We start from the raw sequence: 16,160 nt of genomic DNA, 5'->3' as shown, positions 1-16,160 counted from the left end.
TTAGCTTGCAGCGTATCATCAATGTCCCAAAGCGAGGCATTGGTGCGACCACCGTTGATCGGATTGGTGCGTTTGCAGCTGAGCAAGGCATTTCCATGTTTGCAGCACTTCAAGAAATTGAGCAGATTGGAGTAACGGCTCGAGCGGTAACGAAACTTAAGGAATTTGCAGAGCAATTGAACCATTGGGTACAAATGCAAGACTATTTATCTGTGACGGAGCTAGTGGAAGAGCTGCTTGAGCGGACAGGCTATCGTGACATGCTGCGAAACGAAAAAACCATTGAAGCGCAAAGCCGTCTTGAAAATATCGAGGAGTTTTTATCAGTAACGAAGGAATTTGAAAAGAACAATGAGGACAAATCCTTGATTGCTTTTTTAACAGACCTTGCCTTAATCGCTGATATTGACAAGCTTGATGACAATGAGGAAGAGGGTCAGAAGCAGGACACTGTTGTCTTAATGACGCTTCACTCTGCCAAAGGACTAGAGTTTCCAATTGTCTTTTTAATCGGCATGGAGGAAGGAGTATTCCCTCATAGCCGTTCCCTCTTTGAAGCGGAAGAGATGGAAGAAGAGCGTCGTCTTGCATATGTAGGGATCACACGGGCGGAAGAACAGCTATACCTTACAAATGCGAAACTCCGTACATTATACGGTCGTACAAATACGAACCCGCCTTCTCGCTTTATTCAGGAAATTCCAGAAGAGTGCATCGAGTCATTAAATGAAGAAAAAGAAGCACCAAGCTGGATGAAAACATCTCGTTCAGCTACAGCACCGGCAGTAAGAAAGAAGCTGCCACAAGTTCCACAATCTTCAAATACTGGCGGTGACAAGTTTGCTTGGGCGGTAGGCGATAAGGCGGAGCATAAAAAGTGGGGCGTTGGTACGGTTGTGAGCATAAAAGGAGAAGGAGAATCGATTGAGCTTGATATTGCGTTTCCTCCTCCAACCGGTATTAAGCGTCTTTTTGCAAAGTTTGCCCCGATTACAAAGCAATAAGGAAAGGACGAAAAAGTAAATGGAGCGAAATGAAGCCAGGGTACGTATTGAGAAGCTTCGGAGTCAACTTGAGGAATATGGGTACCATTATTACGTTCTCGATGAGCCCATTGCTTCCGATGCGGAGTACGATCAATTAATGCAGGAGTTGATTTCTCTTGAGGAGCAATTTCCTGAATTTATCTCAGATGATTCCCCTTCCGTTCGTGTAGGTGGAGAGCCATTGCCATTCTTTGAAAAGGTAGAGCACCGCTCGCCAATGCTCAGTCTCGGGAACGCTTTCTCCGAGCAAGATTTGCGCGATTTTGATCGCCGTGTACGACAAACCGTTGGAGATGAGGTTTCCTATAGCTGTGAGCTGAAGATTGATGGCCTTGCTGTTTCCTTATTGTATGAAAATGGCCGATTTCTTCGTGGAGCGACGCGTGGGGATGGAATGATTGGAGAAGATATTACGCATAACTTGCGCACGATTCCTTCGATTCCCCTTCGTCTTAAAGAGCCCATTGATATTGAGGTTCGTGGCGAGGTCTTTATGCCAAAGCGTTCCTTTGAGACATTAAACAAAGCAAAGGAAGAGGCAGGGGAGGAGAAATTCGCCAATCCGAGGAATGCGGCAGCAGGCTCTTTACGTCAGCTTGACCCTAAGCTTGCAGCCAAGCGGAATCTTGATGTATTTATTTACGCGATTGGCAACATTTCTGGCAAAGACATTTCCTCCCACCATCAAGGACTTCGCTACTTAAAAGAGGTTGGATTTAAAGTTAACAATGAAAGCAGGCATTGTGAAACGATCGATGATGTTATTGCGTTTACGAATAGCTGGCTTGAGCGCAGGGCGGACCTGCCATATGAGATTGATGGGATCGTGATTAAAGTCGATTCAGTTGAGCAACAAAAAGAGCTAGGTTTTACAGCCAAAAGTCCACGTTGGGCCATTGCTTATAAGTTTCCTGCTGAAGAAGTTGTGACAACGCTGCTTAACATTGAACTTAACGTGGGCCGTACTGGTGTTGTGACACCAACCGCGATCTTAAAGCCAGTCACTGTTGCAGGAACAACGGTTAAGCGTGCGTCACTTCATAATGAGGATTTAATTCGTGAAAAAGACATTCGTCTTGGTGACTCCGTTGTGATTAAAAAAGCAGGAGATATCATTCCAGAGGTCGTCAATGTGCTTGCTGATTTACGTACAGGTGATGAAAAAGAGTTTTTAATGCCCACACACTGTCCAGAATGTGAAAGTGAGCTTGTTCGCCTTGAGGGTGAGGTTGCTTTGCGTTGCATTAATCCGGAGTGTCCTGCTCAAATAAGAGAAGGCTTGATTCACTTTGTTTCTCGGAACGCCATGAATATTGATGGACTTGGAGAAAAAGTGATTGAGCAGCTGTTTTCTCACAACTTGGTGACGAATGTTGCGGATCTTTATCAGTTAGAGCGAGATGAACTTCACAAACTTGAACGGATGGGTGAAAAATCAGTTGATAACCTACTTGAAGCGATTGAAAAATCGAAGAAAAACTCGTTAGAACGACTTCTTTTTGGCTTGGGTATTCGCTTTGTTGGCTCAAAAGCTGCAAAAACATTAGCGATGGCGTTTGGAGAGATGGAGAAGCTCCAGCAAGCGAGTGTGGATGAATTGCTTGCTATTAATGAAATTGGGGAAAAAATGGCGGATTCCATCGTTAGCTATTTTCAAAAGCCTGAAGTGACAGAGCTTCTTAGCAAGTTGGAGTCGCTAGGAGTCAATATGACGTATAAAGGGCCAAAGCCTGTGGCAGCAGAAGAAATAGTCGATAGTCCATTTGCTAATAAAACCGTTGTTTTAACCGGGAAATTAGAAGCATTGACGAGAAGCGAAGCGAAAGAGAAAATTGAGGCATTGGGTGGAAAAGTGACAGGGAGCGTTAGTAAGAACACGGACTTGCTGATTGCAGGTGAAGATGCTGGCTCGAAGCTTACGAAAGCCCAGGAGCTAAATATTGAAATTTGGACAGAGCAGAAGCTCGTTGATGTTTTAAATCAATAAGCCCGAGGAGCAAAAGAGAAAATATGAGGAGTGAGAAAATGATGCTCAAAAAAATGAGCATATTGCTTGCTTCCAGTGTGCTTTTCCTCTCAGGCTGTTTTCCTTTTTTACAGCAGCGAGAGGAAGAGATGGTGGAGGTAGAGGAATCGAATCAGGAAGATCAAACGGTTCAAGTCGTCCCGCAAGTATCAAACCATGAAGATTACTACCAAAGTGTATTGTACGATGGTTCATACTTGCATGGGCAATCACGCGGGTTTGGTAACTCTGTTGTTTATAATCGCCTTGATTTAGATCAATTAGAGCTAGGGCTTGCCTCAATCGCTCAGGATTACTTTGAACCAAATCGGTATTTTTTCCGTGAAGGTCAATATATTGAACGTGATGAGCTAAATAGCTGGTTGATGCGTTATAATGATGAGACGAATCCAACAGGTTTGAACCCAGCACTTGGTGAAGGGGAGACGATGCGAGAGCGTGAGGAAAATCGTCCGCGCTATCTTTCCCACATTCTTGAACATAACTATCTCGTCGAAAATGAGGAAGGAAATCTAGTGCTTGGCGGTGTCGTTATCGGACTCTCGATGAATAGTGTCTATAATTTCCGTGTCGAAGATGAGCAAGGACGTTATTATTTTTATGAAACACCGATTTCAGCGGAAGATATGCAACGAGAAGGAGAGAGGATCGCTCAAGAGATTGTCACGCGTCTTCGAGCCGACACGAATGAAGAAGGAGGAATTGGGAACGTTCCGGTCGTTGTTGCTTTGTTTCGAGAACAGCCACGTGAATCGATGATTCCCGGAAATTTCTTTGCAAAAGCGATCGCTGAATCAGGCATTGAGCTTAGTCGGTGGGAGCGAGTAAATGAGCGCTACTACTTATTTCCTTCAAATGAAGCGAATCAGGATGTGCGAAATGATGCTGAGAAATTTCTTCGGTTGAAGGAAGAAATTCAAGGCTTCTTTAATACGTATGTTGGTGTTGTTGGCAGAGCCTATTACAAAGACAATCAGCTGCAGAAGCTAACAATTGAGGTGCCGATCCGTTATCAAGGGAAAGCTGAAATTGTCGCATTAACGCAATTTATTGCAGATAAAATCACGCAGCGCTTCCCAGAACAGCTAAAGGTACAAGTGTATGTCAGCTCAGTAGCGGGGAAACAGGAAAGCATCATTATCCGAAATCCAAATGAAGAACCCTTTATTCATGTGTATGATTAGACTCCAAGTAATTGGGGTCTTTTTTTACAGTGATTTTGTTAGAGAGATTACTGATTATGAAAATCTATTCTAGCTTTTTCGACAATCACAGATTTCCCGAGAAAATATGCGCCCTAAAGCGATAAAGATGCCAAGTTATAACAGGAAGAGGACTAGGCTTTGTTGCCTATACAAAGGGAATTTGGTATCATAAGAACATTGTAAATATGCCCGAAAATTAATGGAGGTGAGCGAGCGATGTCTCGTATCTCAATTGAGCAAGTTAAGCACGTGGCCCATTTAGCACGTCTTTCAATTAGCGAAGAAGAAGCAAAGGTATTTACCGAACAGCTTGACGCCATTATTGGTTTTGCTGAACAACTGAATGAGCTGAATACGGATGGAGTTGAACCGACTTCTCATGTACTAGATATGAAAAATGTCTTACGTGAAGATGTACCAGCAAAAGGCCTACCAGTAGAAGATGTACTGAAAAATGCACCAGACCATGAGGATGGACAAATTCGAGTTCCATCAATTTTGGATTAATAGGGAGGATAAGCTTCATGTCGTTATTTGACCATAAAATGGCTGATATACATAAAAAGCTTCAAAACAAAGAAGTAAAAGTTTCAGAGCTTGTGGACGAATCGTACAAGCGAATTGCTGAAGTAGACGACAAGGTAAAGGCGTTTGTAACCCTTGACGAAGAAAAGGCGCGCGCTTATGCGCAAGAGTTAGACGAGGCCATTGATGGGTCGTCTGAGCGCGGGCTCTTATTTGGAATGCCAATCGGCGTCAAGGACAACATTGTTACAAAAAATTTGCGCACGACTTGTTCCAGCAGAATGTTAGAAAATTTCGACCCAATCTATGATGCAACGGTTGTACAAAAACTGCAAAGCGCTCAAGCCATCACAATTGGAAAGCTAAACATGGATGAGTTTGCGATGGGATCATCGACTGAAAATTCAGCGTTTCAAAAAACAAAAAATCCGTGGAATCTAGACTATGTTCCTGGTGGTTCTAGTGGTGGTTCTGCTGCTTCAGTAGCAGCAGGGGAAGTACCCTTCTCTCTGGGTTCAGATACAGGTGGCTCCATTCGTCAACCAGCTGCGTATTGTGGGGTCGTTGGCTTAAAGCCTACATACGGACGTGTTTCTCGTTTTGGTCTTGTTGCCTTTGCATCATCCCTTGATCAAATTGGACCTATTACCCGTAATGTGGAGGATAATGCGTATCTTTTACAAACGATTTCTGGTATCGATCCAATGGATTCAACATCGGCCAATGTAGACGTTCCTGACTATCTTTCAGCTCTTACAGGCGATGTAAAAGGGTTGAAAATTGCTGTACCAAAGGAATATCTTGGTGAAGGCGTGAAGGAAGAAGTGAAGCAGTCAGTCCTTGATGCACTAAAAGTGTTAGAGGGATTAGGTGCAACATGGGAAGAGGTTTCTTTACCTCATTCAAAATATGCCCTTGCCACGTACTATCTGCTATCGTCATCAGAAGCGTCTGCGAACCTGGCTCGTTTTGATGGGGTTCGTTACGGCTACCGTACGGACAATGCTGAGAACTTAATGGAAATGTACAAGCACACCCGTGCTGAAGGCTTTGGGAACGAAGTGAAGCGTCGGATTATGCTTGGTACGTTCGCCCTCAGCTCTGGATATTATGATGCTTATTATAAAAAAGCACAGCAAGTTCGCACATTGATTAAGCAAGACTTTGAAAAGGTCTTTGAAAATTATGATGTCATTATTGGACCGACAACACCAACGCCAGCGTTTAAAATTGGTGAAAAAACAGACGATCCATTAACAATGTATGCGAATGACATTTTAACGATCCCAGTGAATCTCGCAGGTGTTCCAGGTATTTCTGTTCCTTGTGGGTTTGATCAGGGCTTACCGCTTGGCTTGCAAATCATCGGCAAGCATTTTGATGAGGGCACAGTCTATCGTGTTGCTCATGCGTTTGAACAAGCGACGGATTACCATACGAAAAAACCAGCGCTGTAAGGGGTGAAAAAGATGAACTTTGAAACGGTCATTGGACTTGAAGTCCATGTTGAGTTAAAAACAAATTCAAAAATTTTCTCGGCGAGCCCAAACCATTTTGGTGCTGAACCGAATTCAAATACGAGTGTCATTGACTTAGGGTACCCTGGAGTACTCCCAGTATTGAATAAGTCTGCTGTGGAATTTGCAATGAAGGCTGCTATGGCTCTAAATTGTCAGGTCGCAACAGATACGAAGTTTGACCGAAAAAATTACTTCTATCCAGACAATCCAAAGGCATACCAAATCTCTCAGTTTGATCAGCCAATTGGTGAACATGGGTGGATTGAAATTGAAGTGGATGGGTACAAGAAAAAAATTGGCATTACCCGCCTACATTTAGAAGAGGATGCAGGGAAACTTACCCATTCTGGAAATGGCTATTCACTTGTCGATTATAACCGTCAAGGCACACCGCTTATTGAGATTGTTTCGGAGCCAGATATTCGTACACCGAATGAAGCGTATGCATACCTTGAAAAATTAAAATCAATTATTCAATACACAGGTGTGTCTGATTGTAAGATGGAAGAAGGTTCACTTCGTTGTGATGCCAACATTTCTCTTCGTCCTGTAGGACAAGAGGAATTTGGAACAAAGACAGAGCTTAAAAACTTAAACTCCTTTAACTTTGTCCGTAAAGGTCTTGAATATGAAGAAAAGCGTCAAGCACAGGTGCTTTTGTCAGGCGGAGAGATTTTACAAGAAACCCGCCGCTTTGATGAAGCGGCAAGTAAGACGATCCTGATGCGTGTCAAGGAAGGGTCTGACGATTATCGTTACTTCCCAGAGCCTGACCTTGTTGCCCTTCATATTGATGACGCTTGGAAAGAGCGTGTTCGTGCTGAAATTCCAGAGCTTCCTGATGCACGTAAGCAACGCTATGTGGAAGAGCTTGGTTTGCCAGCCTATGATGCAATGGTCTTAACATTAACAAAAGAAATGTCTGATTTCTTTGAAGCAACGGTTGAAAAAGGTGCCGATGCCAAGCTTGCATCAAACTGGCTCATGGGTGAAGTCTCTGCTTACTTAAATGCAGAGCAAAAAGAGTTAGGCGATGTCGCTCTTACACCAGATAGCCTAGCTAAAATGATTCAATTAATTGAAAAAGGAACCATTTCCTCCAAGATTGCAAAGAGCGTCTTTAAGGACCTTATTGAAAAAGGTGGAGACCCTGAAGCGATCGTTAAAGAAAAAGGGCTTGTTCAAATTTCTGATGAAAGCGAACTGCTTAAGTTTGTAACAGAGGTCTTGGATAATAATCAACAGTCAATTGAAGACTTTAAAAATGGAAAAGATCGAGCAATCGGTTTCCTCGTCGGTCAAATTATGAAAGCGACCAAAGGAAAAGCAAATCCACCAATGGTGAATAAGCTTTTAATGGATGAAATTAAAAAGCGATAAAATGATAAGAAAGCCTGCTGCTGAATCTTAATTCTCAGCAGCTTTTTTACACGTTAAGGGAGGAGAATAGTTCAAAACTGTTTAGCTACAGGCTTCAGAGGCTTGAGTCGCTTCAACACTCCCTACGAAAACAAAAAAAGTTCTAGTGAGCTTTTCCAACCTTTTCGCAGCTAAGTGGGCGTCTTGCGCTTAAGACTAACCATCCTTGGTAGTAGCTGTAATGGCGCATCCTTTATTAGTGCTTTCCAAAAGGTTCGATTTGCCTATCTCAGGAGACTCAATGAAAAAAAACAAAAAAATAGCGGAAAAGGTAGTAAAAATCCATACAAAATTTTGAAAATATATATTATAATAAAGCAGGAGTAAATGTGAACGAAGGTAAGACTGGATGCTTGAGTCTGTGTTAGGACAACTGCAAAGCCGCCTAATTTAATTAGGCGGTTTTGTATGTTTACTTTTACATGATTGAGGGTATAACGTAAGCTAGTGATTGAAATCCTATCTTCGTAGAGTTATACTTTGGTTTATCACGTGGCTGTTAAGTTATTTAATAGTCGCTCACCAACTTAAAAAGAAATCGTATAAAAGATGAAGGTAAAAAGTACCGTATTGCCTTTGTTTCGTACTGTGATGTTTTTAACAAGAAGATATGCGCAGTTTGGAGAGGGGTTAGACATGATATGGCTAATATAAAAGCCGTCTTTTCTAAATTAAAGTTCTTTTGGTTAGCGGTCTTTTTTTTATGGATTAAAACATATGTGCTATACAAAGTAGGCTTTAGGATTCATACGGAATCACTCCTGCAAGAGTTTTTGTTATTCTTTAATCCACTTAGTTCGGCTGTCTTTCTACTTGGATTAAGTTTATTCTTTAGGGATCGACTTCGAAATATCATGTTGATTTTGGCTAGTTTACTAGCTACTTTTGTGTTGTATTTCAATTTGGTTTATTACCGGTTCTTTTCCGATTTTCTGACATGGCCTGTTTTTTATCAAACAAGCAATGTTCAAGATCTTCAGGGCAGCGTATTTGAGCTGATGAATGGGACCGATGTGTTTTTATTCGTCGATATTGTGATTCTTGCTGTGGTCTTATTTAAAAAGAAAATTCCGACCGTGAATCTTAAAAAGCGGGAAGCAGGGATCGTACTTGCTACAGCGGTTATGATTTTTACCTTTAACCTAGGGATCGCTCAAGTGGAAAGACCACAGCTATTAACGCGCTCCTTTGACCGTGAGTTACTTGTAAAAAACATCGGAATGTTCAACTATCATTTTTATGATGCGTATATCCAATCCCAATCGAATGCACAGCGGGCTTTTGCTGATAGCTCCGATATTATTGAAGTAAAGCATTATGTGGATGCCAACTATAAAGAACCAGATCCAGAAAAATTCGGAATAGCTACTGGTAAAAATGTGATTGTTCTTTCTTTAGAATCACTGCAAAGCTTTGTGATTAACGAGACGATTGAGGGGGAAGAAATTACACCGTTTCTCAACAAATTAATCGATGAAAGTTATTATTTTGATAACTTTTATCACCAAACAGCACAAGGAAAGACATCAGACTCTGAATTTCTAGTAGACAATTCTTTGTTTGGGCGAGGAAGCGGAGCAGTTTTCTTTACTCATGCAGGGAATGAATATAACGCACTTCCGGAAATTTTAAATGAAGAAGGGTATTTTACCTCCGTCATGCATGCCAACAATAAAAGCTTTTGGAACCGTGATATGATGTATCAATCGTTGGGCTACAACCAATTTTTTGATATTGATTATTATGATGTCACAGAAGAAAATTCTGTTGGTTGGGGATTAAAGGATATTGATTTCTTTGAGCAATCAATTGATTTATTAAAATCTCAGCCTGAACCGTACTATTCAAAATTCATTACTTTAACAAATCACTTTCCATTTGAACTTGGGGAAGAAGACCGAATGATTAATGAATATACATCTGATAGCGGCACATTAAATCGTTACTTCCCAACTGTTCGTTATATGGATAAAGCAGTGGAAATCTTTTTTGAACGAATGAAGGAAGAGGGGCTATATGAGGATTCCATCTTCATCCTTTATGGGGATCACTACGGAATTTCTGAAAACCATAATCGTGCCATGAGTATGTTTTTAGGCAAAGATGAAATTACGCCGTTTGATACCATTCAGTTACAAAGAGTCCCAATGATCATTCATGTTCCAGGTCTGACTGAACCTGAAACGATTCATACTGTGTCTGGGCAAATTGATTTGAAACCGACGATCATGCACTTGCTTGGGATCGACTCAAAAAATGATATTCAATTTGGTTCGGATCTTTTCTCTCCAGAACGAGAATCGTTTGTTGTTTTGCGTGATGGTAGCTTTGTAACCGATGATTATGTGTTTACAAAAGGGATATGCTATGACAAAGAAACCGGTACGGATGTTGAACAGTCGTATTGTGAGCCTTATTTTGAAAAGGTAGAAATGGATTTAGATTACTCAGATAAGGTCCTTTACGGTGACTTGTTCCGCTTTTATGGCGAAAATAAACAGGACGCTGAGACGGTAGAAGGAGTAACGTCTTGAACGGTTCAGAACCGTGTGTAAATTGAGAGGTAAGGCTGTTGAGGAGGTCCTCAGCAGTCTTTTGCTTTAAGCAATCAGTATACTTACTTGACACCTATGATGAATGAGAATAATAATAATATAGTGTTCAAATCGGAAAGCCGCTCAGTTAAGTCTAGGCCTTTTCTATAGAGAATGACTGGTAAAGGCCTTTCCTTTCTTTTTAAATCCGACCTAACCTATCTTATGAATTATTTTGAGGTGGTTCCATGAAAGTGTCCAGTAAGGGTGAATATTCCCTACGAGCATTGCTTTATCTTGCCCAATACCCGGATCGACGCTTAACGGTTCAAGAAATTAGTGATGCTATCCTTGTTCCGATCCCCTATTTAGAGAAGCTGCTTGGACAATTGCGAACCCTTGAGTATATTTCGAGTCGTAGAGGGACAGGTGGCGGATTTCAACTGATGAAAGCACCTGCTGAAATTAGCATTGGTGAGGTCATTCGCCAGCTAGAAGGTCCCTTAGCACCAATGGGGTGTGTAAGCGTGACGTCCTATGAGCCCTGCCAGCTTGAGCCAGCATGTATGCTAAAGCCTTTATGGGGATTGGTTCGTGATACGGTGGCAGATGTTCTTGATCGAACAACGCTGGCAGATTTACTAAAACGCTCCATTTAAAAAGGAATTTGTGAAAGGTAGAAGCGCTTAATAACTATATAGCTTCTTTTTAGGCTTATACTTCTTTCCTACTCTAAAAATCAATGGAGTTCCTATGATTGTTGGTAACAACCAAAACAATAGTGGGGGTAGTTCATTCAAAAAAGGGATTTTAGGTACATTTACAACAATCGTTGCTGTGACTATTCCTATATAAGAACCAAGCATTCCGCCTATGTGTGAGCCTAACCAATTCTTCCACCTACTTTTCGACGATAAATAACCTAGTAAAGCAAGTGCATAAGAAAAAACTCCAATATAAAAAAGATATGCACTTTCTTCCCAATGGATAATGGACATAACAACAGCAGTTATAAATACTAATACATATGACCAATGATATATTTCACCTGATAAAGTATGTTTACCTCTCTTTTTTCTCGAAGACATAGCAATTACACCACTAATCAAGCAAATAAAACCAGTAACAATATGTGTAATTAAAAATACATTAAACAAACCAAGATCATCCCCAAATCAAACTAAACGCCTTCTTGCTTTCATTTTAATTTAAACAAAAATTCCATTTTTAGCAACAAACTCTACGAAAACAGCGTTTAGTTAAAATGAAAAAATGTAACAATGGGGTTGGGACAAAAGAGTTTTTATTGATAATCCGAACGTCATGATCGTTGATGCATAGCAATCGCTTCGGAAATATCCTTCGCTAAGGTTGTGGATTGTTCGCATTTTCAATCATACACGTTCGTTATGTCCCAGCCTCATAGTTATGTGAAATTATCGCAACTTGTTTGAACGAAATACATAAAGATTGGCTTGAATGCTGAAGTAGGATAAAATAGATGTACGAATAAAAATGTAAAAAAAAGGCTTTAGCCTATGAAGTAGGGGATGTCATGAAAACAGCTCGACTCATCTATAACCCCACGTCGGGGAGAGAACAAATTCGAAAAAATTTAGCATATATTCTTGAGCGTCTTGAAAAGGCAGGCTATGAAACATCGACACACGCAACGACTGGAGAAGGCTGTGCCAAGCGAGCTGCCCGTCTTGCAGGAGAGAGAGATTACGATTTAGTGATTGCAGCTGGTGGTGACGGGACGATTTTTGAAGTGGTGAATGGTCTTGCAGAATTAGAAAACCGACCAACTCTTGGTCTAATTCCAGCAGGAACAACCAATGATTTTGCCCGAGCGATGGGCATTCCTAGGGAAATTGAAAAGGCCTGTGATATTTTATGTAGTGACCACAAAGAACCGATTGATATTGGTAAAGTGGGGGACCAGTATTTCATCAATATTGCTGCTGGTGGAACATTAACAGAGCTTACATATGAAGTACCAATTAAGTTAAAGACACTTGTTGGACAACTAGCTTATTATCTAAAAGGTTTAGAGAAGCTTCCGCACATTGCTCCAACAAATGTTCGAATCGAATATGATGGGAAATTGTTTGAAGGAGAAATTATGATGTTTCTCGTTTCGAATTCAAATTCCGTTGGTGGATTTGAACGCTTAGCACCGAAGGCATCCCTTCAAGATGGGATGTTTGATTTTATTGTGGTGAAAAAGACGTCTTTTCCAGAATTTATTCGTTTGGGGGGGCTTGCTTTAAGAGGAGAACATATCAACCACCCTAAAGTCATGTATGAGCAAGCGAACCGAATTAAAATTTACACTGATGGTGAAATGCAGCTAAATCTAGATGGAGAATATGGTGGATTGCTGCCAGCAGAATTTGAAAACCTTTACCACCATTTTGAAATGCTCTGCCCAAAAGATAAGAAAAAACGAAAGAACGAAGAAGCGTCGGATTAATCCGATGCTTTTTTATACGGTAAAATTTTTTAACAACGAAGTTTATCGATGTAGCGGACATAGGTTCTTTTATCTGTGAAAAATATACGTTTGTAGGGTAGAAGTGGACTGTGGAGTCGCTATTTGCAGAAAATATGGATCATTACAGGGGAGTGTGACGAAATAAGCACTCCTGAGTCCGGAACGGTTAAAATCAAGAGCGTTTTTTCGCAAATAGAAGATTACATGTCTGTTAAAAAAGCAAATTTCAAATGGGGAATTCAAACGATAAAAAACGATGAGACGTTCGATACTGGCTCGACCTATGAGCGATACTTTCAACAAAATACAGCAGAGAAGTTGTTTTTTATGTGTGAAATACCAAAGCGTTTGGCTCCAACGTCAAACCAACTCACTCTCGCTTCTGCTCTTCTTTCGTAACAAAACCATTTTCAAGTCTTTTTAATTTCTTCCATTTTTGCTCAAAAAAAAATTTTCGAAGCACGAACAAATCGCTCAAAGGTGCATTAGATTAAACTTTTCACAAAATAAAAGCAATATCATATTAAGAGTTTTTCCTAACATTTTACAAGAAAATATTTGACAATTTAAATGAGAATGAGTATCATTTTTACTGTAGTTGATAATGAATGTCAATAAGGCTCACGTTTGAAACGAACAGGTTTGTTTTCACTCTCCAATAAGAGGAAAGGGCAGCCGTATATGTAAGGTGTTGCAAGAAAAGGTAGGATCAGTCATGAAAAAAAGATACTTGGTCATAGCATTAATTTTTTTATCCATTTTTTCTTTGTTTGTTGGTGTTAGTTCCTTGTCGCCAATGGATATGTTCAATCTAAGTGAAGAGCAAATGCACATTTTAGTCACAAGCAGAATTCCGCGATTGGTCAGCATCATCATTGCAGGAATGAGCATGAGTATCTGTGGACTGATTATGCAGCAGCTGACGAGAAATAAGTTTGTTTCCCCAACAACAGCTGGAACACTTGATTCTGCAAGACTAGGAATCTTAGTTTCTTTAATCCTTTTTGCATCAGCAACCACTATGCAAAAGATGTTAATTGCCTTTGCCTTTGCTCTTGCGGGTACGTTTATCTTCATGAAAATACTTGAGAGAATAAAGTTCAAAAATACGATCTTCATCCCCCTTGTGGGCTTAATGTTTGGGAATATTATTGGCTCGATTACGACATTTTTTGCTTATCGCTTTGACCTCATTCAAAACATGTCGGCATGGCTGCAAGGGAATTTCGCGCTTATTATTAAAGGGCGTTATGAGCTTTTATATCTAAGTATTCCGCTGTTATTACTCGCTTATTTTTTTGCCAATCGTTTTACGATAGCTGGAATGGGTGAAGAGTTTTCTATTAATCTAGGATTGAACTACAAGCAGGTGGTAAATGCCGGTCTCGTCATTGTTGCTGCAATTACGTCTGCTGTTGTGTTGACCGTCGGGATGATACCTTTTTTGGGATTGATCATCCCAAATATTGTTGCCATCTATCAAGGGGATAACTTAAAAAAGAATCTTCCTCATACAGCATTACTGGGCGCCGTATTCGTCTTATTTTGTGATATTTTAGGTCGAATCATTATTTACCCTTATGAAATTCCAATTGGTTTGACTGTAGGGGTAATTGGAAGTGGGATTTTTCTTTATTTATTGTTGAGGAGTAAGAAGTATGGGTTCTAAGGCAAAAATACTGCTGCTGTTTAGTTTAAGCTTGCTGCTTGTTTTCTTGTTTCTATTTATTAACTTAACTAACCTAGAGTATGCCTTACCGAGACGAGGGACAAAGATCTTAGCGATTGTTATAACGGGGGCAGCAATTGGGTTTTCCACTGTTGTGTTTCAAACGATTACGAATAACCGAATCTTAACACCGAGTATCATTGGTCTTGATTCACTGTATATGCTGATTCAAACCTTCCTCATCTTTGTATTTGGTTCGACAAGCGTCCTGGTGTTACATAAAAACCTCAACTTTACGATTACGGCTATAATCATGGTTTTGTTTGCCGCTATTTTGTACAAAGTCCTCTTTAAGAAGGGGGGACAAAATCTCTTTTTTCTTTTATTAGTAGGGATTGTATTTGGAACATTGTTTCAGAGCATTTCGACGTTCATGCAGGTGCTTATTGACCCGAATGAGTTTTTAACAATTCAAAATCGGATGTTTGCAAGCTTTAATCATGTGAACACGGATCTTTTAGCGGTGACGATCATCTTATTTCTTATCATTACTCTTTACTTCTTTAGGTTTATAAAGTACTTAGATGTACTAGCTCTTGGACGAGACCATGCGATTAATTTAGGCATTGATTATGACCATGTCATTAAAAGGCTCCTCATCATCATTGCGCTGCTTGTGTCGATTGCGACTGCTCTAGTTGGGCCGATTACCTTTTTAGGGTTGCTTGTCGCCAATGTCGCTTATGAATTTATGAAAACCTACAAGCATGCATACATCATTACAGCTTCTATACTGATTAGTATTATCGCTTTAGTTGGAGGTCAACTGATTGTCGAACGAATTTTTACGTTCTCAACACCATTAAGTGTCATTATCAATTTCATTGGTGGGGTTTACTTTCTCTATCTTATTTTAAAGGAGAGTAAAAAATGGTAGAAGTGATGAATGTCTCAAAGCAATATGGAACAAAGCATGTCGTCGATAACGTATCGGTGAAAATTCAAAAGGGGAAAATCACGTCTTTTATCGGCCCAAATGGTGCTGGAAAAAGCACGCTTTTGTCAATGGTCAGTCGTCTCATTGATAAAGATTCAGGTGAAATCCTCATTGATAACGAAAACATTATCAAATCAAAAAGCAACGAATTGGCAAAGAAAATCTCAATTTTAAAACAATCGAATCACCTTAACATTCGTCTGACGATTAAAGATTTGGTGTCCTTTGGTCGATTTCCGTACTCGCAAGGCAATTTAACAAAGGAGGATTGGAAGTTTGTTGAGGAAGCAATTGCCTACATGGAGCTTGAAGATATTCAGGATAAATACCTTGATCAACTAAGTGGGGGGCAAAAGCAACGGGCATTTATTGCTATGGTGATTGCTCAAAATACAGAATACATTTTACTCGATGAACCGCTTAATAACTTAGATATGAAGCATTCTGTTCAAATCATGAAAGTGTTAAAGCGTATGGTCAAAGAACTTGGGAAAACGATTGTCATTGTCCTTCATGATATCAATTTTGCCTCCTTTTATTCTGATTATATTGTAGCTTTGAAGGATGGAAAAATCGTCAAAGAAGGTCCAACCCACGAAATTATTACTAATGGGGCTTTGCAGGAAATCTATGATATGGATATTACAATTAATAACATCAATGACCAAAGAGTGTGTGTTTATTTTGTTTAAAGGATAGCGGTTGATAATTATATTGAGTGT

General features: G+C 40.2%; 14 protein-coding genes. 13 read left to right on the top strand and 1 reads right to left on the bottom strand.

All coding sequences use genetic code 11. The features are described 5' to 3' along the window. The 8 genes from BLT_RS0118250 to BLT_RS0118210 form a co-directional block, all read left to right on the top strand. A partial coding sequence (locus BLT_RS0118250) for a 3'-5' exonuclease (protein ID WP_017729184.1) occupies positions 1–1,004 on the top strand: 1,004 nt, incomplete at its 5' end. A gap of 19 nt (positions 1,005–1,023) precedes the next feature. Continuing rightward, a complete protein-coding gene (ligA, locus tag BLT_RS22355; protein WP_017729183.1) occupies positions 1,024–3,033 on the top strand; it encodes an NAD-dependent DNA ligase LigA in 2,010 nt (669 codons plus the stop codon). Positions 3,034–3,071: 38 nt separating this feature from the next. After that, complete coding sequence (locus tag BLT_RS0118235; RefSeq protein WP_017729182.1) at positions 3,072–4,256, top strand: CamS family sex pheromone protein; 1,185 nt, start codon at positions 3,072–3,074, stop codon at positions 4,254–4,256. A gap of 237 nt (positions 4,257–4,493) precedes the next feature. Further along, entirely contained in the window at positions 4,494–4,784 is a 291-nt protein-coding gene (gatC, locus tag BLT_RS0118230) for an Asp-tRNA(Asn)/Glu-tRNA(Gln) amidotransferase subunit GatC (RefSeq protein ID WP_017729181.1), read from the top strand. A gap of 17 nt (positions 4,785–4,801) precedes the next feature. Then, positions 4,802–6,259, top strand: a complete 1,458-nt coding sequence (gene gatA, locus BLT_RS0118225; protein ID WP_017729180.1) for an Asp-tRNA(Asn)/Glu-tRNA(Gln) amidotransferase subunit GatA — start codon at positions 4,802–4,804, stop codon at positions 6,257–6,259. Between the two features lie 12 nt (positions 6,260–6,271). After that, positions 6,272–7,702 carry an Asp-tRNA(Asn)/Glu-tRNA(Gln) amidotransferase subunit GatB gene (gatB, locus tag BLT_RS0118220; protein WP_017729179.1) on the top strand — a complete coding sequence of 477 codons (1,431 nt, stop codon included), beginning with the start codon at positions 6,272–6,274 and terminating at the stop codon, positions 7,700–7,702. Positions 7,703–8,382: 680 nt separating this feature from the next. Further along, a complete protein-coding gene (locus BLT_RS0118215) occupies positions 8,383–10,275 on the top strand; it encodes an LTA synthase family protein (protein ID WP_017729178.1) in 1,893 nt (630 codons plus the stop codon). Positions 10,276–10,523: 248 nt separating this feature from the next. Next, entirely contained in the window at positions 10,524–10,934 is a 411-nt protein-coding gene (locus tag BLT_RS0118210; protein WP_017729177.1) for an RrF2 family transcriptional regulator, read from the top strand. A 27-nt stretch (positions 10,935–10,961) separates the two neighbouring features. On the opposite strand, the gene BLT_RS0118205 is transcribed toward BLT_RS0118210, so the two are convergent. Then, complete coding sequence (locus BLT_RS0118205) at positions 10,962–11,432, bottom strand: hypothetical protein (protein WP_017729176.1); 471 nt, start codon at positions 11,430–11,432, stop codon at positions 10,962–10,964. Between the two features lie 398 nt (positions 11,433–11,830). Between BLT_RS0118205 and BLT_RS0118200 the strand changes: the two genes are divergently transcribed. The 5 genes from BLT_RS0118200 (at position 11,831) to BLT_RS0118180 (ending at position 16,130) form a co-directional block, all read left to right on the top strand. Next, the gene (locus BLT_RS0118200) at positions 11,831–12,751 is read left to right on the top strand and encodes a diacylglycerol kinase (RefSeq protein ID WP_017729175.1); all 921 of its coding nucleotides are present in this window, start codon (positions 11,831–11,833) and stop codon (positions 12,749–12,751) included. A 123-nt stretch (positions 12,752–12,874) separates the two neighbouring features. Further along, the gene (locus tag BLT_RS0118195) at positions 12,875–13,171 is read left to right on the top strand and encodes a hypothetical protein (RefSeq protein ID WP_017729174.1); all 297 of its coding nucleotides are present in this window, start codon (positions 12,875–12,877) and stop codon (positions 13,169–13,171) included. A gap of 316 nt (positions 13,172–13,487) precedes the next feature. After that, complete coding sequence (locus tag BLT_RS0118190; protein WP_026105197.1) at positions 13,488–14,441, top strand: ABC transporter permease; 954 nt, start codon at positions 13,488–13,490, stop codon at positions 14,439–14,441. Continuing rightward, a complete protein-coding gene (locus BLT_RS0118185) occupies positions 14,431–15,378 on the top strand; it encodes an iron chelate uptake ABC transporter family permease subunit (RefSeq protein ID WP_017729172.1) in 948 nt (315 codons plus the stop codon). Before BLT_RS0118190 ends, BLT_RS0118185 begins: the two co-directional genes overlap by 11 nt. Next, on the top strand, positions 15,372–16,130 hold the full coding sequence (locus BLT_RS0118180) for an iron ABC transporter ATP-binding protein (RefSeq protein ID WP_017729171.1): 759 nt from the start codon (positions 15,372–15,374) through the stop codon (positions 16,128–16,130). The genes BLT_RS0118185 and BLT_RS0118180 overlap by 7 nt, the downstream gene beginning before the upstream one ends. Positions 16,131–16,160 lie beyond the last annotated feature (30 nt).

The organism is Halalkalibacterium ligniniphilum, from assembly GCF_000334155.1.
Taxonomy (GTDB): domain Bacteria; phylum Bacillota; class Bacilli; order Bacillales; family Bacillaceae_D; genus Halalkalibacterium; species Halalkalibacterium ligniniphilum.
Note: the sequence above shows the minus strand (reverse complement) of the source record. Positions and strands in the feature narration are given on the sequence as shown.

Bases quoted from the DNA above. Each gene is read 5' to 3' on its own strand.
- BLT_RS0118200 (WP_017729175.1), top strand. From the start codon at position 11,831: ATGAAAACAGCTCGACTCATCTATAACCCCACGTCGGGGAGAGAACAA.
- BLT_RS0118180 (WP_017729171.1), top strand. From the start codon at position 15,372: ATGGTAGAAGTGATGAATGTCTCAAAGCAATATGGAACAAAGCATGTC.
- BLT_RS0118215 (WP_017729178.1), top strand. From the start codon at position 8,383: ATGGCTAATATAAAAGCCGTCTTTTCTAAATTAAAGTTCTTTTGGTTA.
- BLT_RS0118210 (WP_017729177.1), top strand. From the start codon at position 10,524: ATGAAAGTGTCCAGTAAGGGTGAATATTCCCTACGAGCATTGCTTTAT.
- gatB (WP_017729179.1), top strand. From the start codon at position 6,272: ATGAACTTTGAAACGGTCATTGGACTTGAAGTCCATGTTGAGTTAAAA.
- BLT_RS0118190 (WP_026105197.1), top strand. From the start codon at position 13,488: ATGAAAAAAAGATACTTGGTCATAGCATTAATTTTTTTATCCATTTTT.
- BLT_RS0118235 (WP_017729182.1), top strand. From the start codon at position 3,072: ATGATGCTCAAAAAAATGAGCATATTGCTTGCTTCCAGTGTGCTTTTC.
- ligA (WP_017729183.1), top strand. From the start codon at position 1,024: ATGGAGCGAAATGAAGCCAGGGTACGTATTGAGAAGCTTCGGAGTCAA.
- gatA (WP_017729180.1), top strand. From the start codon at position 4,802: ATGTCGTTATTTGACCATAAAATGGCTGATATACATAAAAAGCTTCAA.
- gatC (WP_017729181.1), top strand. From the start codon at position 4,494: ATGTCTCGTATCTCAATTGAGCAAGTTAAGCACGTGGCCCATTTAGCA.
- BLT_RS0118185 (WP_017729172.1), top strand. From the start codon at position 14,431: ATGGGTTCTAAGGCAAAAATACTGCTGCTGTTTAGTTTAAGCTTGCTG.